Origin of the sequence: Bacillus sp. 7894-2 (genome assembly GCF_002272225.1) — a bacterium.
Classification (GTDB): Bacteria; Bacillota; Bacilli; order Bacillales; family Cytobacillaceae; genus Cytobacillus.
Genome location: NZ_NPDG01000051.1, coordinates 1 through 26312 on the forward strand (window position 1 = coordinate 1; position 26312 = coordinate 26312).

Annotated in this window: 26 protein-coding genes and 1 riboswitch; of the genes, 14 read left to right on the top strand and 12 right to left on the bottom strand. The window is 41.3% G+C overall.

Going from position 1 to position 26312, the window contains the following annotated elements:
* Positions 1-123: 123 nt before the first annotated feature.
* The gene (locus tag CHI10_RS07560) at positions 124-792 is read right to left on the bottom strand and encodes a B3/B4 domain-containing protein (RefSeq protein WP_095243674.1); all 669 of its coding nucleotides are present in this window, start codon (positions 790-792) and stop codon (positions 124-126) included.
* Between the two features lie 108 nt (positions 793-900).
* Here CHI10_RS07560 and queG point away from each other — a divergent pair, with 108 nt between their 5' ends.
* From queG to CHI10_RS07585, 5 genes are all read left to right on the top strand, one after another.
* The gene (gene queG / locus CHI10_RS07565) at positions 901-2034 is read left to right on the top strand and encodes a tRNA epoxyqueuosine(34) reductase QueG (protein ID WP_095243675.1); all 1134 of its coding nucleotides are present in this window, start codon (positions 901-903) and stop codon (positions 2032-2034) included.
* A 152-nt stretch (positions 2035-2186) separates the two neighbouring features.
* Complete coding sequence (locus CHI10_RS07570) at positions 2187-3065, top strand: amidase domain-containing protein (protein WP_095243676.1); 879 nt, start codon at positions 2187-2189, stop codon at positions 3063-3065.
* A 62-nt stretch (positions 3066-3127) separates the two neighbouring features.
* On the top strand, positions 3128-3601 hold the full coding sequence (gene trmL, locus CHI10_RS07575) for a tRNA (uridine(34)/cytosine(34)/5-carboxymethylaminomethyluridine(34)-2'-O)-methyltransferase TrmL (RefSeq protein ID WP_095243677.1): 474 nt from the start codon (positions 3128-3130) through the stop codon (positions 3599-3601).
* Positions 3602-3700: 99 nt separating this feature from the next.
* On the top strand, positions 3701-4450 hold the full coding sequence (gene nfsA, locus CHI10_RS07580) for an oxygen-insensitive NADPH nitroreductase (RefSeq protein ID WP_095243678.1): 750 nt from the start codon (positions 3701-3703) through the stop codon (positions 4448-4450).
* 395 nt (positions 4451-4845) lie between these two features.
* Complete coding sequence (locus CHI10_RS07585) at positions 4846-6741, top strand: PrkA family serine protein kinase (protein ID WP_095243679.1); 1896 nt, start codon at positions 4846-4848, stop codon at positions 6739-6741.
* Between the two features lie 95 nt (positions 6742-6836).
* Here CHI10_RS07585 and CHI10_RS22270 read toward each other — a convergent pair whose 3' ends face one another.
* On the bottom strand, positions 6837-6974 hold the full coding sequence (locus CHI10_RS22270; RefSeq protein WP_179288974.1) for a hypothetical protein: 138 nt from the start codon (positions 6972-6974) through the stop codon (positions 6837-6839).
* A gap of 116 nt (positions 6975-7090) precedes the next feature.
* On the opposite strand from CHI10_RS22270, the gene CHI10_RS07590 reads away from it, so the two are divergent.
* Both CHI10_RS07590 and yhbH read left to right on the top strand, forming a co-directional pair.
* A complete protein-coding gene (locus tag CHI10_RS07590; RefSeq protein WP_035326683.1) occupies positions 7091-7276 on the top strand; it encodes a hypothetical protein in 186 nt (61 codons plus the stop codon).
* A gap of 282 nt (positions 7277-7558) precedes the next feature.
* Positions 7559-8731, top strand: a complete 1173-nt coding sequence (yhbH, locus tag CHI10_RS07595; RefSeq protein WP_095243680.1) for a sporulation protein YhbH — start codon at positions 7559-7561, stop codon at positions 8729-8731.
* Between the two features lie 59 nt (positions 8732-8790).
* On the opposite strand, the gene CHI10_RS07600 is transcribed toward yhbH, so the two are convergent.
* Positions 8791-9399 (bottom strand): general stress protein, encoded by a 609-nt coding sequence (locus CHI10_RS07600; RefSeq protein WP_095243681.1) that lies wholly within the window; start codon positions 9397-9399, stop codon positions 8791-8793.
* Between the two features lie 202 nt (positions 9400-9601).
* On the opposite strand from CHI10_RS07600, the gene CHI10_RS07605 reads away from it, so the two are divergent.
* Both CHI10_RS07605 and CHI10_RS07610 read left to right on the top strand, forming a co-directional pair.
* The gene (locus tag CHI10_RS07605; RefSeq protein ID WP_095243682.1) at positions 9602-10240 is read left to right on the top strand and encodes an NUDIX hydrolase; all 639 of its coding nucleotides are present in this window, start codon (positions 9602-9604) and stop codon (positions 10238-10240) included.
* A gap of 76 nt (positions 10241-10316) precedes the next feature.
* Positions 10317-10418: riboswitch (SAM riboswitch) on the top strand.
* A 120-nt stretch (positions 10419-10538) separates the two neighbouring features.
* Positions 10539-11750 carry a homoserine dehydrogenase gene (locus CHI10_RS07610; protein ID WP_095243683.1) on the top strand — a complete coding sequence of 404 codons (1212 nt, stop codon included), beginning with the start codon at positions 10539-10541 and terminating at the stop codon, positions 11748-11750.
* A gap of 60 nt (positions 11751-11810) precedes the next feature.
* On the opposite strand, the gene CHI10_RS07615 is transcribed toward CHI10_RS07610, so the two are convergent.
* From CHI10_RS07615 to CHI10_RS07625, 3 genes are all read right to left on the bottom strand, one after another.
* Entirely contained in the window at positions 11811-12005 is a 195-nt protein-coding gene (locus tag CHI10_RS07615; RefSeq protein ID WP_035326689.1) for a hypothetical protein, read from the bottom strand.
* A 138-nt stretch (positions 12006-12143) separates the two neighbouring features.
* Positions 12144-12671 (bottom strand): CBO0543 family protein, encoded by a 528-nt coding sequence (locus tag CHI10_RS07620; protein ID WP_095243684.1) that lies wholly within the window; start codon positions 12669-12671, stop codon positions 12144-12146.
* Between the two features lie 144 nt (positions 12672-12815).
* On the bottom strand, positions 12816-13421 hold the full coding sequence (locus CHI10_RS07625) for a DNA-3-methyladenine glycosylase (protein ID WP_095243686.1): 606 nt from the start codon (positions 13419-13421) through the stop codon (positions 12816-12818).
* Between the two features lie 120 nt (positions 13422-13541).
* Here CHI10_RS07625 and proC point away from each other — a divergent pair, with 120 nt between their 5' ends.
* Together proC and CHI10_RS07635 are read left to right on the top strand one after the other, a co-directional pair.
* Entirely contained in the window at positions 13542-14357 is an 816-nt protein-coding gene (proC, locus tag CHI10_RS07630) for a pyrroline-5-carboxylate reductase (protein WP_095243688.1), read from the top strand.
* A 209-nt stretch (positions 14358-14566) separates the two neighbouring features.
* Entirely contained in the window at positions 14567-15955 is a 1389-nt protein-coding gene (locus tag CHI10_RS07635; protein WP_095243689.1) for an L-cystine transporter, read from the top strand.
* Between the two features lie 37 nt (positions 15956-15992).
* On the opposite strand, the gene CHI10_RS07640 is transcribed toward CHI10_RS07635, so the two are convergent.
* On the bottom strand, positions 15993-16565 hold the full coding sequence (locus tag CHI10_RS07640; protein WP_095243691.1) for a YitT family protein: 573 nt from the start codon (positions 16563-16565) through the stop codon (positions 15993-15995).
* A gap of 136 nt (positions 16566-16701) precedes the next feature.
* Positions 16702-18003, bottom strand: a complete 1302-nt coding sequence (locus tag CHI10_RS07645; RefSeq protein WP_095243692.1) for an NCS2 family permease — start codon at positions 18001-18003, stop codon at positions 16702-16704.
* Positions 18004-18271: 268 nt separating this feature from the next.
* Between CHI10_RS07645 and CHI10_RS07650 the strand changes: the two genes are divergently transcribed.
* A complete protein-coding gene (locus tag CHI10_RS07650) occupies positions 18272-19930 on the top strand; it encodes a M20/M25/M40 family metallo-hydrolase (protein ID WP_095243693.1) in 1659 nt (552 codons plus the stop codon).
* Positions 19931-19973: 43 nt separating this feature from the next.
* On the opposite strand, the gene CHI10_RS07655 is transcribed toward CHI10_RS07650, so the two are convergent.
* The 4 genes from CHI10_RS07655 to CHI10_RS07670 form a co-directional block, all read right to left on the bottom strand.
* Entirely contained in the window at positions 19974-20972 is a 999-nt protein-coding gene (locus CHI10_RS07655; RefSeq protein WP_095243694.1) for an inorganic phosphate transporter, read from the bottom strand.
* A gap of 12 nt (positions 20973-20984) precedes the next feature.
* Complete coding sequence (locus CHI10_RS07660; protein WP_048011739.1) at positions 20985-21602, bottom strand: DUF47 domain-containing protein; 618 nt, start codon at positions 21600-21602, stop codon at positions 20985-20987.
* Positions 21603-21794: 192 nt separating this feature from the next.
* Complete coding sequence (locus tag CHI10_RS07665; RefSeq protein ID WP_095243695.1) at positions 21795-22433, bottom strand: FusB/FusC family EF-G-binding protein; 639 nt, start codon at positions 22431-22433, stop codon at positions 21795-21797.
* Between the two features lie 140 nt (positions 22434-22573).
* The gene (locus CHI10_RS07670; RefSeq protein ID WP_076262708.1) at positions 22574-22837 is read right to left on the bottom strand and encodes a CD3324 family protein; all 264 of its coding nucleotides are present in this window, start codon (positions 22835-22837) and stop codon (positions 22574-22576) included.
* Between the two features lie 389 nt (positions 22838-23226).
* Here CHI10_RS07670 and helD point away from each other — a divergent pair, with 389 nt between their 5' ends.
* Positions 23227-25494 (top strand): RNA polymerase recycling motor HelD, encoded by a 2268-nt coding sequence (helD, locus tag CHI10_RS07675; RefSeq protein WP_095243697.1) that lies wholly within the window; start codon positions 23227-23229, stop codon positions 25492-25494.
* 491 nt (positions 25495-25985) lie between these two features.
* Positions 25986-26243 (top strand): GlsB/YeaQ/YmgE family stress response membrane protein, encoded by a 258-nt coding sequence (locus CHI10_RS07680; protein WP_179288975.1) that lies wholly within the window; start codon positions 25986-25988, stop codon positions 26241-26243.
* Positions 26244-26312 lie beyond the last annotated feature (69 nt).

The following is a 26312-nucleotide window of genomic DNA, read 5'->3' on the forward strand; positions in this document are numbered from 1 at the left end:
ATACATAGCCAACGCAGTGTTTCGTTCAAAAAGAACGAGGTATTGCGTTTTTTCATGTTCGTCGGCTATTTTTAAAAAAATCGGGCGGCATCCGCAGATTCCACACGATTTCTATATAAGTGACTAACATCCAATTACCTTAAAGCTTCCTTCTCCGCCATGCACTTGAGTGTACATGTTCATTAATGACTCTGTCATTTTTTCAGCCTTTTCGATTTCCAGAGAAGGGCGCAAATAAACAATTTGAACGGCATTTTTAGTCTGTTCGGTGACAGCTGTCCTTTCAGAGTCCACAAACGGACTGCCAAATGGCCCTTCCGCATCTTCACTGATAATTAAATTGGCAAGCGAATTGGGTCTTCCGTTTAAGCCGTTATATTCTTCGCCTTCTTTGCCTAACCTGATAGTCAGATGGCCTGAAAGCTTATCGGCATCATATACACCGATCGGTATTTGGTATTCCAGGGAAAAGAAATTGTTAATATCGATGGAGCTGTTGACCGGCTGAAGATAATTTTGTTTTTGAATTCTTCTGTACAGTGCTTCAGCAGAGTGGCGATAGCGGTTCGGATCCTTGCCTGCTGTTTTGAAGATCTGCCGCCATTCCTTGATCCCTTCAAATTCTGTAACACTCTTATCCTCTAAATCGAAATAAATAGATTCCTGAAATAATTGGAGTCTGCCCTTTACCATTTGAGGAGATTGTCCGACTTCGATATCTTTATATGTAATAAATCCAATTTTAAAATGAGGCAATAATTTGAACAGCTCTCGAGCTATCTTAATTTCCATGCTTTCCACCTCCAAAATTACTTTAAAATAGTTTATCATAATAAGCGGTGATTCAATAAATTAAAGACTTTCATATAAAATTAAATTTACACGAAAGGAGGTCATACAATGGACTTTGGACAATTCAAGCAGGAAGTGATTGAATACAGCAAAACAATAGGCATTGATAAAATTGGTTTTACGACAGCGGGCACTTTTGATGAAATGAAAAACAGGCTGATTCGCCAGCAGGAGCTTCACTATCAGTCAGGATTTGAAGAACCTGATATTGAGAAAAGGGTGAATCCCGGCCTGCTAATGGATAAGCCCAGATCTATTATCTCAATTGCAGTTGCTTACCCTTCCAAAATGAAGGTCAGGGTTGTCAGCAAAAGAGGTGAAAGAAGGGGGATTTTCTGCCGGGCTTCATGGGGGAAAGACTATCATTATATCCTGAGGGAACGTCTTCAGAAGCTTGAGGAATTCATTCAGTCAAGAATTCCTGATGCGATATGCAAATCCATGGTGGATACAGGTGAGCTGGTGGATCGGGCCGTTGCCCAGCGTGCGGGAATCGGCTGGAGCGGAAAAAACTGTTCCATCATCACACCGGAATTCGGATCGTATGTTTATCTCGGAGAAATGATAACAAATCTGCCTTTTGAGCCTGATAAGCCAATGGAAGACAAATGCGGAAGCTGCAATAAATGTGTTGAGGTCTGCCCGACAGGGGCTTTAATTCAGGGAGGCCAGCTTGATGCACAGAAATGCATTGCCTTTTTGACACAGACAAAGGGCTTTCTCGCAGAGCCATATAGAGAAAAGCTGGGGAACAGGCTTTATGGGTGCGACACCTGTCAAACCGTTTGTCCTGAAAATAAAGGCAAGGATTTTCATCTGCATGATGAAATGGAGCCGGATCCGGAAGTGGCAAAGCCGCTTTTAAGGCCGCTTCTTTTTATCAGCAACCGTGAGTTCAAAGAAAAATATGGCCCGGTCTCAGGTTCCTGGAGAGGGAAAAAGCCGATCCAGCGAAATGCCATCATCGCCCTGGCTCACTACAAAGATGAGACAGCGGCAGAAGACCTGATTAAAGTTATGAAAGAAGATCCGAGGCCGGTGATCCGGGGAACGGCCGCATGGGCACTCGGGAAAATAGGCGGGGAAAAATCACTGCCTGCACTAAAACAGGCATTGCAGCAGGAGAAAGACGGAGAAGTCATTGCTGAAATAGAAAAGGGTTTAAGTTTTTTTGAACAATGAGGGGGCAGAAACCCCTCTTTTTTTTATGGTTTTTTTTTCTGTATGACCGCAGTAACTGGCCAGCTCGCTGATTTACTGCAGGATTGCGCGAAAAAATAAGCAAAGTCCTTTGCTTCCTCTCATATGTATTGAATAGGAGAGGAGTGAGGTGCGTGAGGGACCAGCTTCATGAACTGTTAAAGAAAAGAGTGCAGCAGTGCGTTTCCCATTCAAGAAGTTCAATTCATACATGCCCTAAGATTGAAAAAAAGAAAGAATCTCTTTCCGGCCGCTCCGGTGAGATTGTGAAAGCACAGGCAGCCGGAAAAGTGATCAGTGTCGGCATAGAGAAGGAAGATGTGACTCCGGTTGAATATAGAGTTCACTTCAAATATTTAATTAAACAAAAAGGCATAATTTATATGGAGGAAGAGATTGAAGAGCGGACAGCCGACTTCTATAAAGGAGTATTTGTTGAAGACCGGGAGAAAAATCCTTTTAAAGATAGTAAAAAAGAAGAAGCGTCTTTAGACCGGGAATTTGAAGAGGAAGAAAGGTATGAGTATGAATATGACCGCATGAAGGCTGTACAGTATGCAGAAAAATGGTGGAACACTTATAATCCGGCCTATAAGAAATTTGAGGTGGATTGCACCAATTATATTTCCCAGTGCCTTCATGCAGGCGGCGGCCCGATGAGGGGATACCCCAACCGCGGAAAAGGCTGGTGGATGAGAACCGGGAATTGGAGCTACAGCTGGACAGTAGCGAATTCAATGCGGTGGTATCTGCCCAGTTCAAATTCAGGATTGAGGGCCGAGGAAGTCTCCAGTCCGGATCAGCTCTTAATAGGAGATGTCATTTGCTATGATTTCCAGGGAGACGGGCGCTTTGACCATACAACGATCGTAACGGGCAAAGATGCATCAGGAATGCCCCTCGTCAATGCCCACACCTATAACAGCCGAATGCGTTATTGGGCTTATGAAGATTCAACAGCTTATACACCAAATATTAAATATAAATTTTTGACAATTACTGATGACCAGTAATTTGTATGGTGATTTCAACGTGATATAATAACACATGCAGATTTAATTTAGAGGTGAAAAAAGTGGGATTGCATGTAGTATTATATCAGCCGGAAATTCCGGCCAACACAGGCAATATAGCCCGTACCTGCGCGGCTACTGATACGACATTGCATCTGATCCGGCCGCTCGGCTTTTCAACAGATGATAAAATGCTGAAGCGGGCAGGCTTGGATTACTGGCAATTTGTAAAAATTGTTTATCATGATTCATTGGACGATTTCTTTAAGAACACTGAACAAGGGGAATACTTCTACTTAACAAAGGATGGCACCAAGCCATATTCCACTTTTGACTATAGCAGAGTCGAGAAGGATTATTATTTTATTTTCGGCAAGGAAACGGCCGGTCTTCCAAAGGATGTTATTGAAAGCAGCAAAGAGCGCTTATTAAAGGTGCCAATTAACAATAATATCCGTTCGCTTAACTTATCCAACACAGCTGCCATTCTTGTCTATGAAGCACTGCGCCAGCAGGAATACTTACATTTAACATAGGAAAACACAGGGCCTGAATGATTATCAGGCCTTTTCCTTTGGAGAAAACTTTCTTCTCTGGGTAAAATGAAAAAGTACATATGGAAAGGATGAGATGTGATGAATGAAGTTACCAATTTGCTGATGGACCATCGTTCCGTCCGGAATTTTGAAGACAGGCCTCTTTCAAAAGAGCATATTGAAACAATTGTACTTTCTGCTCAAGCTGCATCCACTTCAAGTTTTGTCCAGGCCTATTCAATAATCGGTGTGACAGATAAAGAAAAGAAAGCGAAACTTGCTGAAGTGGCAGGCAATCAGAACTATGTAGCTGAAAATGGCCATTTTTTCGTGTTTTGTGCTGATCTGCATCGTCATGAAGTCATCGGAAAAATGGAAAATAAAAATGTAATTCCATCAATCGAAAGCACAGAAAAGTTTATGGTGGCTGTCATTGATGCTGCTTTGGCTGCGCAGAATGCTGCCATTGCTGCAGAATCGCTGGGACTTGGGATCTGCTATATTGGCGGAATAAGAAACAATCTGGAGGGAGTGGCTGAGCTATTAAAAACACCAGATCGTGTGATTCCTTTGTTTGGACTTGCTGTTGGATACCCCTCTAAAAAGAACGATAAAAAACCGCGGCTTCCTCTTCAGCACATTTATCATGAAAATGAGTATAATCAGGAAGAAACAGCCTACCGCCAAGAGCTGGAAGTGTATAATGAAATTATTTCCGAGTATTATGATGAGCGTACAGGCGGCAAGCGGAAGGACACCTGGACCAGTCAAATTGCCGGCATGCTCGAAAAGCAGACACGCATGTATATGAAGGATTTTGTTCAGAAGAACAAGATGGATTTAAGGTAGGAGTATATTGAAATAAGAAAAAAGCTGCTGAATAGATCAGCAGCTTATTTTTTGCTTACGCCTGGCTTGTCGTCATAGCCAGAAGTGAAAATAGCAGCAAGGAAAGCAACCATTACACCGATAATAATAATTGTACCCATGTATATGTAATCCTCCTTTAGTGTTATCTCAATAGGCATGCATGTAAATATAAGCTTATTATAGCCCAAAAATGAATAACTGTGAATGAAAAGTATGGAGTTTTTTTTACAGTTAGAATCCTGCATCAAAGTATTCGTAATAATAAATTCCCGTAAAAAGTACAAACCAAACTCTTCATAGTTTACGCATGTTCGATTGCCGGTGCGCATAGAGTATATTAATCGTCTCTGATAATGCGACAGGGGGAGGTCCTTATGGATATTCTAAAAAAAATTGAGATGTACAGACACGAGGAAGAAAAGCTTAAATGGGAAGGGACTTTTGGAGAGTATTTAGAAATTGTCAAAGAGAAGCCATGGGTTGCCCAGTCAGCACATTCGCGGGTATATAATATGATTAAGGATGCCGGTGTCGAAGAAGTGAAAGGGCAAAAACGATACCAATTTTTCAGCAATCAGCTCTTCGGATTAGAAGAAGCATTGGAAAGGCTTGTAGAAGAGTATTTTCACCCTGCTGCCAAACGCCTTGATGTCCGTAAAAGGATCCTTTTGTTAATGGGTCCGGTCAGCGGCGGTAAATCAACCTTAGTGACAATGCTAAAGAGAGGTTTGGAGCAATATTCCCATGCTGAAAGGGGCGCGGTCTATGCTATTAAGGGCTGCCCAATGCATGAAGATCCGCTTCATTTAATTCCGCATCACCTCCGCAAGGACTTTTATGATGAGTATGGAATAAGAATTGAAGGAAACCTGTCGCCACTGAATAGTATGCGTCTCGAACAGGAGTATGGCGGCCGCATAGAAGATGTTATAATTGAACGAATTATTTTCTCAGAAGACCGCAGGGTGGGGATTGGAACCTTCAGCCCTTCAGATCCCAAATCCCAGGATATTGCTGATCTGACTGGAAGCATTGACTTTTCAACTATTGCTGAATATGGTTCAGAATCCGATCCTCGTGCCTATCGTTTCGACGGGGAACTGAATAAAGCAAACCGGGGTATGATGGAATTCCAGGAAATGCTGAAGTGTGATGAGAAGTTTTTATGGCATTTATTGTCCCTGACTCAGGAAGGCAACTTTAAAGCCGGACGCTTCGCCCTGATATCGGCAGATGAGCTAATTGTCGCTCACACGAATGAAACAGAGTATCGGTCATTCATTTCCAATAAAAAGAATGAAGCTTTGCATTCCAGGATAATCGTTATGCCAATCCCATATAATTTAAAGGTTTCAGAGGAAGAGAAGATTTACGATAAAATGATCCGTGAAAGCGATGTTTCCAATGTGCACATTGCACCGCATACTTTAAGAGTGGCAGCGATGTTTACGATTTTAACCCGCATGAAGGATCCGAAAAAAGGCGATATTGATTTAGTTAAGAAAATGCGTTTGTATGATGGAGAGAGCGTTGAAGGCTATAACAGGGCAGATGTGGAAGAATTGAAAAAAGAGCATGCAGATGAGGGCATGAGCGGCATTGACCCGCGTTATGTCATCAACAGGATCTCTTCGACAATTATCCGCAAAAATATCACAAGCATTAATGCGCTGGATGTGCTGCGATCGCTTAAAGAAGGATTGGATCAGCATCCATCCATTACTCCAGAGCTTAAGGAAAGATACTTGAATTTTATTTCTCTGGCCCGCAAAGAGTATGATGATATCGCCAAGAAAGAAGTCCAAAAAGCATTTGTTTACTCCTATGAAGAATCTGCGAAAACGCTTATGGAGAACTATCTTGATAATGTTGAAGCATATTGCAATAAAGCGAAGCTGCGCGACCCATTAACCGGTGAGGAAATCAGTCCGGATGAAAAGCTGATGCGCTCAATCGAAGAGCAAATCGGCATCTCCGAGAATGCGAAGAAAGCATTCAGGGAGGAAATTCTCATCCGCATCTCCGCTTATGCCAGAAAAGGCAAGCGCTTTGATTATAATTCACATGACCGCCTTCGTGAAGCAATTCAGAAGAAACTCTTCGCTGACCTGAAGGATGTCGTGAAAATCACAACATCTTCCAAAACGCCGGATGAGCAGCAGCTGAAGAAGGTGAATGAGGTAGTAGCACGTCTAATCGACGAACATGGCTATAACTCTACATCTGCAAACGAACTGCTCCGTTATGTGGGAAGCCTGCTGAATCGATAAATGATGAGCCTGGCAGTATTGCTGCCAGGCTTATTTTTTAGTATGTAATTAATAGATTTAATAAATATAAAAAAGAGGCTTCGAAAAGCCTCTTATCAATTTTTGTCTATTTTTAATGCGGGTTCTTTCTTCTTTTTCTGGCATTCCGGACAGACTGGCTTATTTTCAAGGTAAACGGTCCGCTCAAATATCGATAATTCACCGCACCAGCTGCAGCAAAGGATTTCGCTCATAAAATCCCCCCCTTTTGTATAATCCTATTTACACTTGGCCATATTTATGCTTCAGAACCATTATAAAAGTTTAGATTGGCCCAATTAGGGGTATAAATACAGCAGAGGTGATATTCATGAAAAAGAAAGAATTAGATAAGGATTATACACCGAGAAACAGCTCAATGGCGGAAAATATTGAGGAAATGGAAAACCTGGGCAAGCAGATGGAAAATCTCCGGACCAATAAAGAATTAAAAGAGGATTACGATAAATATCCGGACCCCATTCAAAATAAAAACAAAGACAAGAACCTTCGCTAAACGCGGAGGTTTATTTTTGTTGAAAAATGGGCTTGTCCAAAAGATGCTTCGAATGTCTTATTGTCAAAATTATTTGTAAATTATTTTGTCTTCCCGCATATGATAGAGTAATAAACATTTCTTTGTATTGGTGCATTAATATCAAAATCACTGCCGGGAAATGAGTCTATGAAATGAAGGCAGACTGCTGAAATGGGGATGTTTCATCTTTTTTTGACACTCGCGATATTGTATGTTGGAAAGCTGTAATGTGTGAAATTTAATTTAAAAGGAGGGGTTAACATGACGAATGTCAATAACCATCAGTTTGTGATTTCCCAAGAAGATTGGTCCCTCCATCGCAAAGGCTATGATGACCAGCAGCGTCATCAGGATAAAGTCCAGGAAGCAATCCGCAACAATTTGCCTGATTTAATAACGGAAGAAAACATTGTAATGTCGAATGGGCGGGAAGTAGTAAAGATTCCGATTCGCTCGTTGGATGAATACAAAATCCGTTATAACTATGATAAAAACAAACATGTCGGCCAAGGCGATGGAGATAGCCAGATTGGAGATGTAGTGGCCCGTGACGGATCCGGCAGCAAGAAAGGACCCGGAAAGGGGCAAGGAGCAGGCGACCAGGCAGGCGAGGATTATTTTGAAGCAGAAGTATCACTCATGGAAATTGAAGAAGCTTTATTTAAACAATTGGAATTGCCTAATTTAAAGAGAAAAGAACAGGATGAAAATGTGATAGAGGATATTGAATTTAATGACATCAGAAAGACAGGATTAATGGGCAATATTGATAAGAAAAGGACCATGATGTCGGCATTCAAGCGCAACGCAATGAAGGGAAAGGCAGCGTTCCATCCAATTTATAAGGAAGATTTAAAGTTTAAGACCTGGAATGAAATAGTAAAGCCCGATTCAAAGGCTGTCGTGCTTGCGATGATGGATACGAGCGGATCAATGGGGATCTGGGAAAAGTATATGGCCAGAAGCTTTTTCTTCTGGATGACGCGGTTCCTGAGAACCAAATATGAAACAGTGGAAATTGAATTTATTGCCCACCATACAGAAGCAAAAGTGGTTTCAGAAGAGGACTTTTTCTCAAAAGGAGAAAGCGGTGGAACGATTTGTTCATCTGCCTACCGAAAAGCGCTTGAGTTGATAGATGCCAAGTACGATCCGCGCAAATTTAATATTTATCCTTTCCATTTCTCAGACGGTGATAACCTGACCTCTGATAATGCCCGCTGTGTGAAGCTGGTAGAAGACCTGATGAAAGTGTCCAATATGTTTGGATACGGTGAGGTCAACCAGTACAACCGCCACTCGACTCTGATGTCCGCCTATAAAAATATCAAAAATGATGATTTCCGATATTATATTCTTAAGCAAAAAGCAGATGTATTCCATGCGATGAAAAGCTTTTTCAAACAGGAAGAGGATAAGAAGAAATATGCATAAGAGAGGGAAACCTCTCTTTTTCGTTTCAGCAAAAAGCCCCCATTTTCAGGGGGCTGATGCTATTTAAGCCTGTCTTTTGTATGCACTTCTTCCCGATTTACTTCACTGGTTTTCATCTCTGCTGAAGTATGTGAATGCTGAACACGACTGGGATTCTCGCTGGCACAGCATGTATCAGCGGATTTATCTGCCAGTGTTTTGATATCCGATTCATGGACAACCTCCCGGGCTGAAGCACTCTCCATATATCCTTCAGAGTTTTCGGCAGTGATTCTCTGATTGTCCTGCGTGGAGTTTGGATATTTCCCATAATAGTCAGCGATTAAGACATATTTTCCATCAAAAACCATGCTTGCGTATCGATCCAGGTCATGTTCATCAAATCGTGTACCATCTTTTTTATCGGGATCAATCCCTGAACTTGTGGCCGGATCTTCCCCCATGAAAAGAGCTTTAACAGAATCAAGAAAACGCTGATTGCCCAGCTCCTGGGAACCGACTATTCGCAAGTTCACTCCGTAATTGTCTGCAAAGCTTTCAAGATTTGCGCCATCCTTTGAGACGATCACAAGATTTTCCTTCTGATATCCATTTGACCCTGCACCTTCAATGGCTTCTTTAAGCTCTTGCTGAGTATCGTATCCGCCTATTAATATATTCTTCTTCATATTTTCACTCCCAGTGTAGTATGATATATTTTTATTTCCCTGAATTACTGGCGGAGAAACGTTCTTTTACTTTTGAAGGGCTGGATGCAATAGCCTATAGTCCTGAATCATTATATGGCACAAGCCGTATAAATTAATAAAACGCATAGAATACAGTATGATAAAGATATAATAACTGAATTGCTGCTGGAGGTGGGCAGATATGGAGATTGAGAAACTGGCTAAAAGGTTATGGAACAGAACCCCCATCATTTTGGGGAGTGAGCGATTTTCGAAGTTCGCTATTTTGCTTCCGCTGGTTGAAATCAATAATGAGGTACATGTCCTATTTGAAGTGCGTTCACTAAGAATGAGAAGGCAGCCTGGGGAGGTATGTTTCCCCGGAGGAAGGATAGATCCGGAAGATAGGGATGAAGAACATACAGCCATCCGTGAAACCTCTGAGGAACTCGGTGTGGGCGAAGACAGCATCACAAATGTTTCCCCGCTGGATTACATGATCTCCTTCGGTCAAATTATTTACCCTTATGCAGGCATCATCCAAAACCCGGACAAGATTGTGCCGAACCCTGATGAAGTAGAAGAGGTTTTTACCGTCCCCCTTTCATTTCTGAAAAAAGTACAACCTGAAACATTTCACGTAAATTTTAAAGTTGAGCCTGAAGAAAATTTTCCTTTTGACTTAATCGCCGGAGGTGAAAATTACAATTGGCAGACAAGGAGAGCGGAAGAGGTATTTTACTATTTCCAGGACAAGGTCATCTGGGGGCTGACTGCCAGAATTCTTAAGCATTTTCTTGAGATCATAACAGAAGATTTCAATGAAAGTGAAAACGTCTGAAGAAAATATTTTTCAAAAAAGGTTGACGCAATCCTGATAAATGTTTATGATTCATATAAATTGAATACTTAGAAACTTCTTATCAAGAGAGGCGGAGGGACTGACCCTATGAAGCCTCGGCAACCAGCATTTATGCACGGTGCCAAATTCAGAGGAATACAATTTCCGAAGATAAGAAGGCGGAATGAACGGAATATTAATTCAAACCCCTTCTTGTCTGTAATGGACGGAAGGGGTTTTTTGTTTTGATTGGAATCCACGCTTTAAATTTGGCTATTTTCGTAAGGGGGAATAAATAATGTCAGCGATAACCATCGGGCTATTGGGGTATGGAACTGTTGGAAAAGGAGTATATGAAATAATCAGAAAGCATCAGGGAAGGCTTCAGGCGATACTCGGGAAAGAAGTGAAGGTTTCCGCTATCCTGGTCAAAAATGTGAATAAACATTCTTTGCCTGATGATGATGTGCTGCTAACGGATGACTTTCAGGACATTATTGAGCTTCCAAAGCTTGATGTCGTCATTGATGCCATTGTTGGCAGGGAGCCGGGCTATACGTATCTGCGCCAGGCCATATCGAGAGGATGCCACGTCATTACAGCGAATAAAGAGATGTTTGCATTTCATGGAAGTGAGCTTGCGAGGCTGGCAAAAGAAAAGAATGTATCACTGGGATTTGAAGCAACAGTCGGCGGCGGAATCCCCATCATTCAGACCATCAAACAGCTGCTGAATGCCAACAGGATCGAACGGATTGAAGGAATTTTAAATGGCACATCCAATTTCATTTTGACAAGTATGCGTGAGGAAAACTTATCATTTGACGAAGCATTGAAAATCGCTCAGGAAAAAGGCTATGCAGAAGCCGATCCTAAAAACGATATTGAAGGTTATGACGCGTTTTACAAAGCAGTTGTTTTAAGCGAGCTTGTATTCGGGAAAGCGCCGGAACAGAAGTACTCTGTAAGAGAAGGCATTACTGATATTACGATTGAACAAATCCGGTTGGCTGATTCTCTGGGGCTGAAGTTCAAACATATAGCATCAATCCAGAAGGAAAAAGATTTTGTCCGCTGTACAGTAAAGCCGGTCCTGACAGGAGAATCCCATCCTCTATACAGAGTAGAAGGCGTGCAGAATGCCGTTTCAATCGATGCCGATATTGTCGGGAATATCAGTCTGCAGGGGCCTGGAGCAGGCATGTTCCCGACAGCGAGTGCGATTATTGAAGATTTAATTCATGTGGGCAAATCCGATTTCCCTTCAGCATATGAGGAAGCTGCGGTGGAAGAGAAGGTCCCTGAACAGGAGCTCTGGGTTATACTGGGTAATAATGCTGAAGGATATGAATTCCCTGAGGGAGTTGAAATCGTCAGCAAAGTGTCAGAACAGGCCGTGTTCGTTAAGGGAGCTGCAGAAGCTGTGTCATTAGCCGATAAGAAGGCTTATCAAGTGCTTGGAGATTATGCAGTCACGGCAGGGAAGTATAAACAGGTACAGCCGGTCTGAAAAACAGAAGGGGCAGTCTTTGAGCTGCCCCTCCTGATGTATGTTTAGAGATGGTGGATACTAAGCCTGCTGTTTATTAAATAAAGGATTATTTAATCCGGAATACAGGTCTTTAACATGAACTGTTACTATCTTAGCGCCAATCTGGACATGGACCATATTATCAAAAACAGCTGTTACCAGGCCGTTTAATGAAACATTCGCACCAATATTCAGATCTTTGCCGGGAGATTTAACATTTTTCTTGTTTGCCATCGTAACACCATCCCATTCCAATTTATTGAAACTTATACATAGAATATTGCCTTTTTATAGTAAAATAAACGCTTTAATAAAAAAAGTCCAGTAAAATAGCTTGTTTTTTTATCGACAAATTGTAATGATATTAGACATTTATCTAAAAACAGTTGATGGCACATCAAACTGCTTCCATAGGAAGAGGATGAAAAGAATGGACAGCCCCCATGCTGCAGCTGGCCGCTTGTGGTGCACCCAGAGGATGGTAAACATAACAGCATTAAAAAGAATCGACCATTTTAAATTCCAGCCATTATTGTACTTTATCAAGTTGAATTTAATGTCAACAATCTCATTAACCGTATAGAGAAGGACCCAGCCTGAGATATAAAGCAGTTTCTTAATAAGCTTGCCTGCAGGGAATCTGTATAAATAGATCAAAATGGTTGCCGGATACTTAACAGCCATAATGGAAAAGCTGATATGGGTGTTTGTTAAATTCACTTTCTCATCGATTCCCTGCGGGGCATAAGTCCACATCGGATAAAAGTCTGAGAGAAGATATAAATATAAAAAGTCCCCTAATATGTAAAAAAGCAGTGTGGGATAATACGTTTTCCAATTTCTCCAGTCACCCCACTTCCATAGAGCAAAAATCCACAAAAAAGCATAAAGAGCATTCATTTCATTCACCTCTTCCCGGAACGCACAGTTACTCCTATCCTATCCAATTTAAGAAAAAATAAAAAAACTAAGCAGGTTAAGACAAATAAATAACCGGAAAGTCCCATCAGAAGGGGTTTTTCCGGTCGTTTTTTTATATGGCTGTTATTTTCTGTTCCGTGAAACATAAGGACTGCCAGCCATCCAGAACCTCCACGGATAATCCCGTGCTTCCCCGGAATTATCAATGCCGATTCGTGTACCCCGTTTGATTTCCCCGGGAGGAATTCCTTTTGCAATCATAAGGGGAGGGCTGGTAAAATGGCGGCCATAATCATCTATTGTTATATCGAGAGCTTTAGTTAATTTACCTGGCCCATTAGTGAGGTTTTTAAGACCTTCCATCTTACGTCTTTTCTTCATTAACTCAAGTCCGTCGAGAGGTTCTATCCCTCTGATCAATACAGCTTCCGGCTTTTCCTTTGGACCGCTCACAACATTAACCAGGCAATGGGTATGCATCACATAAGTGTAGACAAAACCGGGTTCATTGAACATGATCTCGGTCCTTTTTGTTCTCCTGTTCCCGAAACTGTGTGCTGCTCTGTCCTCAGGGCCCATATAAGCTTCCGTCTCGACAATATAGCCTGAGGCAATTCCTTCTTCAGTTTCTTTGATCAATAAGCAGCCTAGAAGAGCTTCAGCCAACTGAAGCGTTGGCTGCTGGTAAAAGCTTTCTGGAAGAGGAGCATATTGTGTTATTTCCTTCATATTCAATCTCTCCAATAGTATTTTATAAGGTTCTGTCTTATGTTTTTACCCTGTGCTATTTTTTCATAACCATACGTGCAGTATAATAGCAAAAGGATTATAAGACAGGATGTGTGCTTAATGAATAAAAATATCGGTTTTATCGGATGCGGAAAAATGGCTCAGGCGATAATCGGGGGTATATTAAATTCTGATCTGGTGATTGCAAGGCAGATTATTGCTTCAGCGAAAACGGAGAAAACGCTTGTTGACGTTAAAAACAGGTGGGATATACAAACACGCTATTCGAATAGTGAGGCAGCGGAGGAAGCGGATATATTGTTTCTGGCTATTAAGCCTGATGCTCATGCTGCGGTTATTGACGAAATTAAAGATTGCATTCAATCACATGCCATTATCATAACGATTGCGGCAGGCATAAGTCTTTCTTTCCTGGAAAAGTCATTTGGCAGAAAGATTAAAGCAGTCCGCTCCATGCCTAATACTCCTTCTTTGGTGGGTGAAGGCATGAGTGTACTTTCAGCGAATGAATCACTTTCTCCTGATGAGATGGAAGATGTAATCAAAATATTTTCATGTATTGGGAGAGCAGCGGTTATGGAAGAAAAGATGATGGACGCAATTCCCGCAATTAGCGGTTCTTCGCCCGCTTATGCCTATATGTTCATTGAAGCATTGGCAGATGGCGGTGTAAAAGCCGGACTGCCTCGTGATCAGTCTTATGAGCTTGCAGCACAGGCTATTTTGGGGGCAGCCAGAATGGTGCTGGAAACAGGCAAGCATCCTGCGGAATTGAAAGATGAAGTTTGTACTCCGGGAGGTGCAACAATAGAAGCCGTTGCCGAACTGGAGAGAAAAGGGTTCCGTTCAGCGGTCATGAGTGCTATGGAACAATGCTTTGAAAAGACAAAGGCACTTTCCCGGAAAAATAATTAGGACAAGAATTATTTATCTGGACCCGGCACTTTTACAATGTCGGGTTTTTCAATGGTTTTAGGCACAAGTATAAAGAAAACCAAGAACATTCGGCAGCGAAGTAGAATATATAATAAGAAAATTTAAATTTTAATTCCGACTTGACTCATAGGAATACATGTATTATAGTAAGTCATTATAATAACATCTTTTGGGGAGGATTCAGTCCGATGAGTACAGGACTTTTAGTTTTAAATATTATTGTAATGTTTCTGCTTTTAGGCGCATTATTCTTTATGCAAAAGAAGCATATCTCATTCTCAAAGCGTGTGTTTACAGCGCTTGGTTTAGGGATCCTGTTTGGCTTTGCACTTCAGATGATATATGGACCTGGTGCTGAGGTTATTGCCAAATCTGCAGACTGGTTTAATTTAGTTGGCGGAGGTTATGTGAAGTTCCTCCAAATGATTGTCATGCCGCTTGTCTTCATTTCAATTTTAGGAGCTTTTACTAAGCTTAAATTAACCAATAATATTGGAAAAATAAGTGTCCTTATCCTTGGACTGCTTGTAGGTACCACTGCAGTTGCTGCTGCTGTCGGAATTGCAACAGCTGTCGGTTTTGATCTGGAGGCTGTCCAAATCAGCGGAGGCGATGCTGAGACTGCCCGCGGGCAACAGCTTGAAGAAACGTATCAGGGCATTGAAGGAAGAACGTTCCCGCAGCAAATGCTTGATTTGCTTCCGGCCAACCCATTCCTTGATTTTACAGGGGCAAGACCAACATCAACGATTTCAGTCGTTATCTTTGCAGCTTTTTTAGGGATTGCTTATCTTGGTGTGAGAAGGAAATCTCCAGAGCAGGCTGAACTTTTTGCAAAAATTGTGGATGCTTTCTATGCAATCATCATGCGGGTTGTAACATTAATTTTGCGTTTAACACCATATGGAGTTTTGGCAATTATGACGAAAACAGTCGCCATGAGTGACTTTGACTCCATTTTGAATTTAGGTAAGTTTGTTATTGCTTCTTATGTGGCACTTGCCATTATGTTCCTGATTCACCTGCTGCTTTTAACATTAAGCGGATTAAACCCAATCACATACTTGAAAAAAGCATTTCCGGTATTGACCTTTGCTTTTACATCAAGAACAAGTGCCGGTGCATTGCCTTTGAATATAAAAACACAAAAGTCACTCGGTGTTCCTGAAGGAATTGCCAACTTTGCAGGATCATTCGGCCTTTCCATCGGCCAAAATGGATGTGCGGGAATCTATCCGGCCATGCTGGCTGTAATGATTGCTCCGACTGTGGGCATTAACCCGCTGTCTCCTGGATTTATCTTTACGCTTATTCTCATTGTAGCGATCAGCTCCTTTGGTGTGGCAGGGGTCGGCGGCGGTGCGACATTCGCAGCGATCCTGGTATTATCTGCCCTTGACCTGCCTATTGCACTGGCTGGCTTGCTGATCTCCATTGAACCGCTAATCGACATGGGACGTACAGCCCTTAACGTCAGCGGGTCCATGACGTCTGGTATCCTAACAAGCAGAGTCACAGGTGAAATGGATGGAAACCTTTATAACGATATGAATGAAAAAATAGAAGCAGAAGCATAAGAAAAATCGACAGGTGCCAGGCACCTGTCGATTTTTTTCATTTGACCGTCTTTTTTATAACCGTTAAGGACGTCATGGCGCCCACAAATAGTATGGTTATAAACGAGTACAGGAATTTTTCAATACCGACTATCTTTAATCCGCTTAAAATAACCAATCCATCAATTGCGAATATTAAAGCGCCGATATTAACAGGAAAGAGTTTTGTCATCAGCTGTGCAAGCAGGTCTGTGCCCCCTGTGCTGGTTTCATAACGGAGCATAAGGCCGATTCCAAAACCCACCAGGCATCCCCCTAAAATAGAGCTGGGCAATATGGAAATATCAAAATGACCTCGAACAGAAGAAAGCAAATCAATAATGAAGGATGAAATCAAAAGACCATGCAGGCTATAGAAGAAGTATTTTTTCTCATAAAACCAGGCAAGTACATATAATGGAATGCTCAGGACAATCATGCTTAATCCAGTGGGGAATTCGTAGTAATAATGGAGGATCAGCCCTATGCCAATAATGCCCCCGTCAAGTAAATGGTGGGGGACAAGGAAGCCGTTAATGCCGATGCCTAATAATAAACTTCCTATTAAAGTTACTAGCAGCTTTTCAAACATAAGCCTATCACCCTAACTTGTCCATTCTTATACTTCTAGAATATGAAGAGTCAGGGGTGAAATAGAAGGGTTCCATGCAAAAAAAGCTTGTCCGGATTGGACAAGCTTTTGATCTGGTTTAACTGGGTGCTTCCGGTTAGTGTGGCAGGAACGCAAGCTGGTAAAAGAATAATACTGCAAATAAATATACAAGGGGATGAACCTCTCTCCATTTCCCTTTTACCACTTTCATAAGCGGATAAGCAATAAAGCCAAGTGCAATACCTGTTGCAATGCTGGATGTCAGCGGCATGCTTAAGATAATCAGGAATGCAGGGAATGCTTCATCAAGTTCATTCCATTTAATATGAGAAATGCTGCCCATCATCAGGCTTCCAACGATAATCAGGGCAGGTGCAGTAATAGCAGCAAGACCTGATACCGCACTGACAAGAGGTCCAAAGAAAGCTGAAAGCAGGAACAAACCTGCAACAGTTAAAGTTGTTAATCCAGTTCTTCCGCCGACTGACACACCTGTTGAAGATTCAATATATGCGGAAGTCGGACTTGTACCGAACATGGCACCGATTGAAGTAGCGATGGAATCCGACAAAAGGGCCTCACGTGCTCTGGGCATCGTTTTGCCTTTCATTAATCCGGCCTGCTGGGCAACGCCGATCATCGTTCCAGTCGTATCAAAAATCGTTACAAGCAGGAAGGAGAAAACAACGGCGTATAAACTGTGCTGGATAACATCTCCAATTGCTTCAAATGGATTTAAAATGATTATTCCATCCGGAAGCGAAGGCAGTGAAACAAATCCCTGGTCAAAGGAAAGCTGTCCTGTAAAGAAGGCAATCAGGGCAGTGATAATCATGCCGAAAAATAGAGCCCCGTTAATCCCGAGCGTCATGAGAATTAATGTTACAGCAAGGCCGACAAGCGCTAGAATGGATTGAGGAGAATGCAAGTCTCCGAGCGCCACAAGGTTTGTTGGGTGGCTTGTAATCAGCCCGGTTAAGCGCAAGCCGATAAAGGCGATAAACAACCCGATTCCGGCAGTAATTCCGTGCTTTAAATTATCCGGTATTGCAATGATCAGCTTTTCCCGGAAAGGGGTAAGCGACAATATAATGAAGATAATACCAGCAATAAATACTGCTGAGAATGCAGTCATGTAATCAATATTTCCGTGGGTGCCGACAACAGAGTAAGCAAAATAGGCATTCAGGCCCATTCCCGGTGCGATGGCAATCGGATAATTGGCGAACAGTGCCATCCATAGAGTACCTGCGACAGTTGCAATAATGGTTGCAGAAAAGACTTGTTCAAAAGGCACACCTGCATCAGATAAGATGACTGGGTTTACGACCACAATATAAACCATTGTTAAGAAAGTGGTGATGCCTGCCAAGACCTCAGTCTTTACGTTTGTTTGATTTTCTTTTAATTTGAACATAAAAAGTCCCCCATAAACTATAACTTCTTTCAGGTTATATGTGTAATTGATAAATACGAACGTTTAGAAAGCACAAATAATATAATATTCGTTTTTGATGAAAATTTCAAGACCTTAATATTATTATTCTATATATTGGCTGTTTCATCCTAAGATATAGAAAAAAGCTTCTCTAATGCTATTTGCTTCCCCGATATAAAAAAGTGTTGATTCTCGATAGTGGATGCTTATACACTAAGGTCAAACGACAACGAAATGGGGTTGGCCAATGTTTGCAAATCTTAAAACCATGAATCTTAGTCAGCAGGCCGAATATTTAACAAAGGCCCTTGTGCAGATGGAGAGCTATAACCATTCAGATGGAGAAGGGCATAAAGCTGAATTTCTAAAGGAAGTAATCTGTTCGTATCCATCTTTTCAGGATAATGATCATTTAGTATGGACCCAGGAAATCCCCGGAGATGAATTGGGCCGCAAGAATGTGTTTGCCTTCCTCAAGGGGAGGGAGATGAACACAAAAACCATTATATATCTGGCCCATTTGGACACGGTCGGCACACAGGATTTTGGTCCTATTCAAGGCATGGCCCATAACCCCGATAAACTTCAGGAGTTTTTTGAACAATACGACTCTGATCCGGAAGTGCAGGAAGATGCCCGGTCCAATGAGTGGCTTTTTGGAAGAGGGGCATTGGATATGCAGAGCGGAATTGCTGTCCATCTCGCCAATCTACTGTATTTTTCGGAAAATCCCGGTGAGCTGGAAGGCAATTTGCTGGTTATGTTCAACGCTGATGAAGAGGGTGAGCATAAAGGAAGCAGAGCAGCGCTTTCCGAATTGCTGAGGCTGAAAGAAAAGATGGGCCTGGAATATATGGCTGCCATAAATAATGATTTTATCTCGCCATTGTATGACGGAGATGCCACTAAGTATATCTACACGGGTACAGCAGGCAAGATTTTGCCCTGTTTCTCCATTTTCGGAAGGGAGACCCACGCCGGTGAAAGTCTTGCAGGAATTGATCCTACATTAATTGCTGCAGAGCTGACTGCGCGCATCAGCCAGAATTTCCAGCTGACTGAGAAGCTGGAAGGAGAACTGGTGCTTCCGCCAAGCTGTTTATACATGAGGGATGATAAAAAACGATATGACGTTCAGACGGCAGTTGGCTGCAGGGTTTACTTCAATTACTTTTTCTATGAGAAACCTCTCAAGCAGCTTTCGAAAGAACTGAAAATGATTGCAGAAGATGCGTCCATCGCTGTCGAGAACCGCCTGGAAGGTGCCTATAAGGATTTTCGGACCGTCAATAAGCTGCCGGAAAGACAGCTGGACTGGGGAACAGAAGTGACGGCTTTAGATGAATTCCTTGTCTATCTTGAAGAAAAGGGCATTGATACGGTAAGTGTTATGGAAGAAGCAAGGAAAAAGAGCTCGCTTCATGAAACTGATGCCAGAATGATTGCTTTTGATATTGTAGAAGCTCTTCATCAATCAGACCCTGAGAAAAAACCCAGAGTGATTCTTTTTTATGGAACACCCTTTCTTCCTGCCAACACGATTGATGTGACTGCAGAAAGAGGCATCTTTTTAAAAAGCTGTCTGGAGGAAGTGCTTGCTGAAGAGACTGAGAAAACAGGCGAGACATTTAAGGTCCGCAAATATTTCCCTTACTTATCGGATGGAAGCTTTTTATCTTTTGACGGCTCGGATGAGGACATTCAATCTCTTAAAAAGAATTTTCCTGCTTTAAAAAGCCTTTTTCCTATCCCATTAAAGGCGATGAGGGATTTGAATATACCTGTAATTAACCTGGGTGTTTATGGAAAAGCTGGCCACAAGTGGACTGAGCGGGTCTATAAACCTTACACATTTGACATTTTGCCTGGGGTTATCCGGAATGTGACAAGAAGGATACTTAAATAACCGGGAATAAAAAAGGAGCAGGCCAGGCCCGCTCCTTTTAAAATTAAAAAATTGCATTCAGGATAAGGTATACAATACCCGCTAATGTTGCTGATATCGGCAATGTGATTACCCATGTGATAAGCATTCTCTGTGCAGTTCCCCATTTTACTCCTTTAAGCCTGTGGGCAGAACCTACACCCAGGATAGAAGAGGAGATAACATGAGTAGTACTGACTGGCAAATGAATATATGTAGCACCGAAGATGATCATCGCACCTGTTAAGTCAGCAGCCACTCCATTAATCGGGCGAATCTTCATGATTTTTCCGCCGACTGTCTTAATGATTTTCCAGCCGCCGATGGAAGTCCCGAGACCCATTGCTAATGCACAGGAAAACTGTACCCAAAATGGTATATCAGTTGAAGTGACATAGTTGTTTGCTATAAGTGCCATTGTAATAATACCCATGGCTTTCTGTGCGTCATTTGTTCCATGTGTATATGATTGCAGAGCTGCTGTGAAAATCTGGAACAGCCTGAAGTTCCGGTTTGTTTTAGTCAGGTTGTTGTTTTTGAAAACAATCTTAAAGATGCTGTAAACAATAAAACCGGCTGCAAATGCAATTAACGGCGAAAAAATAAGTGCTTGAAGGATTTTTAAAAATCCCTGATAGTTTAAAGCTGAAAATCCTGCTGCGGCAATTGCAGCACCGGCAATTGAGCCTATGATTGCATGGGAAGAGCTGCTTGGGATGCCATAATACCAAGTCAGCAGATTCCAGAATATCGCAGCCACTAAAGCAGCCAGAATGACAAGAGAACCATTTTGCAAAGTGAAAGGGTCCACTATATCCTTTGTTATGGTTTTGGCCACCCCAGTAAATGTCATGGCACCAACAAAGTTCATGACAGCTGCCAATAGGATGGCATGCCTTGGTTTAAGAGCCTTCGTGGAGACAGAGGTAGCAATTGCGTTTGCCGTATCATGAAATCCATTGATAAAATCAAATGCCAGAGCTCCAATGACAATTAAGATTGTAATAACAAATACTGCATCCATTGTGATCGCCCCTTAAGCATTTTTCATGATGATGGTTTCAAGCGTGTTGGCGACATTCTGGCAGCTGTCAGCAATATCTTCCAGAGTTTCATAAATTTCTTTATACTGAATAATCCGGATAGGATCTTTTTCAGTAGCAAAAAGATGCTTGATTGACTGGCGGCGGACTCCATCACACTTGGATTCGTAATCTTTGATTTTGATCGCATGATCTCTTATTTGCAGTAATTTCTTAGTTGAAAGAAGTTCAACAGACTTTTCAATTTCAATTGCACAGTTCTTAATCGCATCCACGAACTTCAGCATAAATTCATCTGCCTGTGTCATGGAATACATTTCAAATAAATCAGCACATTCCTCAAATCCATCCAGCACATCATCCATGCTCATGGCGAGGTGAAGAATATCTTCTCTTTCGATCGGTGTAATAAAAGCGTTATTTAATTCCTTAATGACTTCATGGACATAGGAATCGCCTTTTGTTTCATAGTCCTTCATCGTTTTTGAAAAGGTTTTTAAATCACTGACATTGTTGATCTTATAGTCGGCAAAATAAATTGCACTATCCTTTAGATTCATGGAAATATTGCTTAACAGCGTGTTAAACTTGTCCTTTTTCTTAAAAACCATTTTTTTACCCCCAATATTTTAGGAAAACTTCAATCAAACGTAATTATTTTATACGAAATCGACAAAATATGATAGTTTTTTTTATTACAGTAATATTCCCTTTATTAATAAGAATAAACGAAAAGACTATTTTCAGCTGAAAAAAAGACACCGCCAAATTCGGCGGTGCCTTAATTATGGGGAAATGACAATCTAGCCTTTCAGCCTTCCAATAAAATCATGCAGTTTTTCAAGTGTAATCAAATTTTCATTGCACTTGCGGCTGTCCCGACAAATGTAATTCCCTCTTTTGGTATAGGTGCCTAACTGAGAACCCTTAACCTCAGTCAAGAACATGCCTGTTTCTTCGAGTTTGTTGCAGATGGCACAGATTCCTTTTTTGCCAAGAGGTCTAAATGTTCCGTATATGCCAGTCAGCTTGCCATCCAGCAGGCTGATCATGTATTTCCTGTTTGTACCCTTGTCGTCCCATCCCAAGTAACTTATTTCCCTGAAATCGATATTTTCAGGTGCTGGCATTTTTAGTTTTTTTGCCTTGGGAAACAGTTTTTTGATCGATTGTTCAGTTATAGACGGAAAGGGTATTACATATTCCTTTATATGCGCTAAGAAGGCATCTGCCTGATCTCTTTCTTTAATATCACTGACTGGGGAAAGAAGCTGGTTTTGTTCCTCACTCATCTCTGCAAAAAGACCCAATACCTTTTCAGCAGAAAGGGATTTCAGTGCATTCAGCACCCCTGTATCATTGACAGATGCATGGCCATTAATTAGCACTTGCGTCTGATATTTAATAAAATTATATTGATCATTCCTTATAAAAGGTTCCATTATACACACTCCTATACTTTCAGCACCTTTATATATCAACCTCACATTATAAGAATGGCATAAAAATGTAAATGGATAAAATGATTAGGAAACGAACTTGGCATATGAAAAAGCACTGAACAAAGTTCAGTGCGGAAAATTCATTTTTTATAAACTATTTTTTTGATTGTTTCAGCGGAAAGAAAATATTCCTCCGCCAATTGGGTGATGGTTTTGCCGTTCTGAAAGGCGCCTTTTATAGAATGGTTCCTTTCATCCAGAGCTTTTCTTGCTCCAGAGCGGGAACCCCATTTTCGGTAGTCCTTTTCCGGTTTGGGAATATAAATAGCCTCACCCTGAACGTATTTTTGAATCTCAGCGATCAGATTCTCCGGTAAAACGGCATTAGCTTTTACATAACTCATTTCTGCCAGCTCCTTATTTATTTTGATAATAAAAAATGAATAAGGTGCAAAGCCGATATCAGAAATGGTTTTAGCTGAATGGGCGATAATATTTAATTCATTACCGCCTCATGCAAAGTATCGCCACCAATATCAGGCTTTGCATGAGACGCTGCATTATCAGGCATTGCAACTGCAATGGCCATTCCCATCACCTCCTGAAATGTATTTTTTCATATTATAAATTAAAATGATTGCTGATGTATATATCTGTGCAATTCGACAAATTTCGGGCGGTGCCTGTCACCACTTGATTATTGCAGACTTTTCTGATAATATATTTTTCTGCCCACGCGTACGCTCATATGTATTTCTCCATTGCGGCTGAAAAAATTTGAAAGGAGAAACATATGTCATCCCAATTTGAACACCCCGATTTTCAGAAAGAAGTTCAGCGGCTTGAATTTACGAAACGTTATATTGATGTCGTGATTAAAACGTCAGAATCCAGCAAAGACAAGTTTCAGGAAAATATGAAAGAAGCTTTTGAAGACGTTGACTGGCTTGAATCCAGCTTAAGTTACTCTTCGCTCCTGACAAATGCCCTTTTTTTTGAAATGTCCAAAGATGAATTAATGCAGCTGAAAAAGGCCCGGAAAAAACCTTACTTTGCCAGAATTGATTTCTTAAGGCAGGATTTAAACGAAGAAGAGATCCTGTACATAGGCAAAACTTCATTGTATTCAAGAGAAAATCAGGAGCAGATTATTGTTGACTGGCGCTCTCCGATAGCCAATTTATATTATGAAGGCAGACTGGGAGAGGTTCAATACGATTCTTATGAAGAAAGCTTTACGGGACACTTGTCGTTGAAAAGGCAATATATGATAGAAGACGGGTTTCTGGATGAAATCCGGGACATTGACCTCACGACTACAGATGAATTGCTTCAGGAATCACTGTCCAAAAGCTCAAGCAACCGCCTCACTGAAATTATTTCAACCATACAGGAAGAACAGAATAAAATAATACGTGCTGATTTGAATAAGCCCATCATTGTGCAGGGGGCGGCAGGCAGCGGTAAGACAACCATTGCACTGCATAGGATAAGTTATTTCATTTATCAATACAAAGAAAACTTTGCCCCGGAACAGCTGATGATATTGGCGCCGAGCAGGCTTTTCATTGATTATATTTCAGAGGCGCTCCCGGAACTTGGGGTGGAGAGAGTCCGACAGACAACTTACCAGGAATATGTCCTGGAGTGTCTTGGCGAGGATCTAAAAATGGCTGCTGACAGCAAACTCGTGAACCTGCTTGAAGACCAGGGAGGTGAAGAAGTAAACCTTGCAGCCTGGGCATCATCTATTAAAGGTTCGCCTGTATTTCAAACCATTCTTACTAATTACCTCAGAGAAATATATAATAGCTTCTGCCCCAGTGATGATTTTATGGTAGATAAATTCAGGCTTTTCAGCCGCAAAAAATTCTATCAGCTTTTTTTGGAGGATTACAAATACCTGCCTCTATATCGAAGGCTGGAAAAGTTGAAGGCTGTGCTTCAAAACGATCTGGCTAAGAAAAAGAAAAATATCATTAAGAAAATCGAAACGTATTATGACGAGAGAATCGAAAGGGCCCTGTACAGAGGAAAAGATCCTGAAAAAAGAAGGCAGTATGTTTCCGATGCGCTTGATAAAAAGGCATCCAGACTGGAAGAACTTAAGAGAAGCTTCAGGACAGCTGTGCCAAAATACATGAAGCAATTCCCGAAAAAAAGCCTGGTCAGGTATTACAAAGACCTATTTGAAGACCCTGTACGTCTTTCAAAATTATCAGGCGGAAAATTGCCTGTTGACGATGCACACAAACTTTGTGAATATTGCCGGAAGTTGTTTAGAAAAAAAGTGTATGAGAGGGAAGACTTAGCTTTGATGCTTTACCTGCAGGAAAGCCTTTTTGGCATTCCCAAAGAGCTGAAGGCGAAAAATATCGTCATTGATGAAGCCCAGGACTACAGCTTTATGGAACTTCTCTCATTAAAAAAGTCACTTGATACAGATATGTTTACACTAGTGGGGGATCTTGCCCAGGGAATTCATTCCTACAGGGGGCTCACGAGCTGGCAGGAAGTCCTGGACTATATTTTCCCCCGTGCAACATATACAGAGCTTCAGAAAAGCTATCGTACTACAGTGGAAATTATGGAAAAAGCAAATAAATTACTTAAACTTCTTCCTTATTCATTCCCCGAGGTGGAGCCGGTCGTCCGCCATGGCAGAAATCCTGAGTTTATCAGGAGGAAAGATGGGGGCGAGCTGGTAAAACAGCTTGAGGAACAGGTCATGTCCTTGAAAGAAGAAGAGTATAAAACATTTGCGGTGATCGGGAAAACGATGAAAGACTGTCAGCTCATTCACAGCCTTTTTGAAAAGCATGCGAGGCTTCCTTTTAAACTGCTGCAGGAACAGGAAAGCATACCGAAGGATGAAATCGTTATCGTGCCATCATACTTGGCCAAGGGACTTGAATTTGATGCCGTTATGATCCTGTCCATGGAAGAGGAGTTTTCCAGAGATTCTGAACTGGACATTAAATTGCTTTATGTCGCCATGACACGGCCTCTACACCGATTATATTTTTATGGATCGAAACAAGGCAATTTCATAATAGTTTAAACCTTCAGCAGCTGATTTTGTCAGCTGCTTATTTTTTTTCGAAAATGATCCTGTCCTTTGTTTAGGACATTTTTTCATCGGGAAAATCATTTTTACCTGAGAAAAAATGGAAAGGGGTGCGAAAAAATAAAATCCCGGCATGTGCCGTTTATATAGATGGGCGATTGCATCACTAATGCAATCGCTTTTGATTTTGAATTAACTGAAGATCACATGAGTCAGTAGAATACATTAAATATTAACCATCGTTTTTATGCCGATCCGGACAATTTTAACTTTTAAAATCCTTATGCAATAACATTCTGAAGGGTGTTTTTTTGTTTTATAAAATTTTTCCAGAAGAATAGTTTTTAAATTTTTGGTTTTAGATAATGATTCCTGGGTAATTTAATTGTACAAGCAGATAAGATCACCAAAAGCTGCGCAGCTGAATGAAATTCTTTATCTGAACAAAAGCTAAACTAAATTAAAACGAGGAGTGATTTTCAATGATGAGCTTTTTATGGGCATTAATTATAGGTGGTATCATTGGTTGGTTAGCAGGTATGATTTTAGGAAGAGATATTCCAGGCGGAATTATTGGTAACATCATCGCTGGTTTCATTGGTGCATGGTTAGGTTCATTAATTCTTGGTGATTGGGGTCCAGTCGTAGCTGACTTTGCTATTATTCCTGCTTTAATTGGTGCTATCTTGCTTGTATTCATCGTAGGCTTCATCATGAGGGCTATGCGTAAATCTCATGACTAATAGAATTAATCTAAAGAAGTCCCATTTGGGGCTTCTTTTTTTGCATTTATCCTTCTGCTTTTTAGAAAA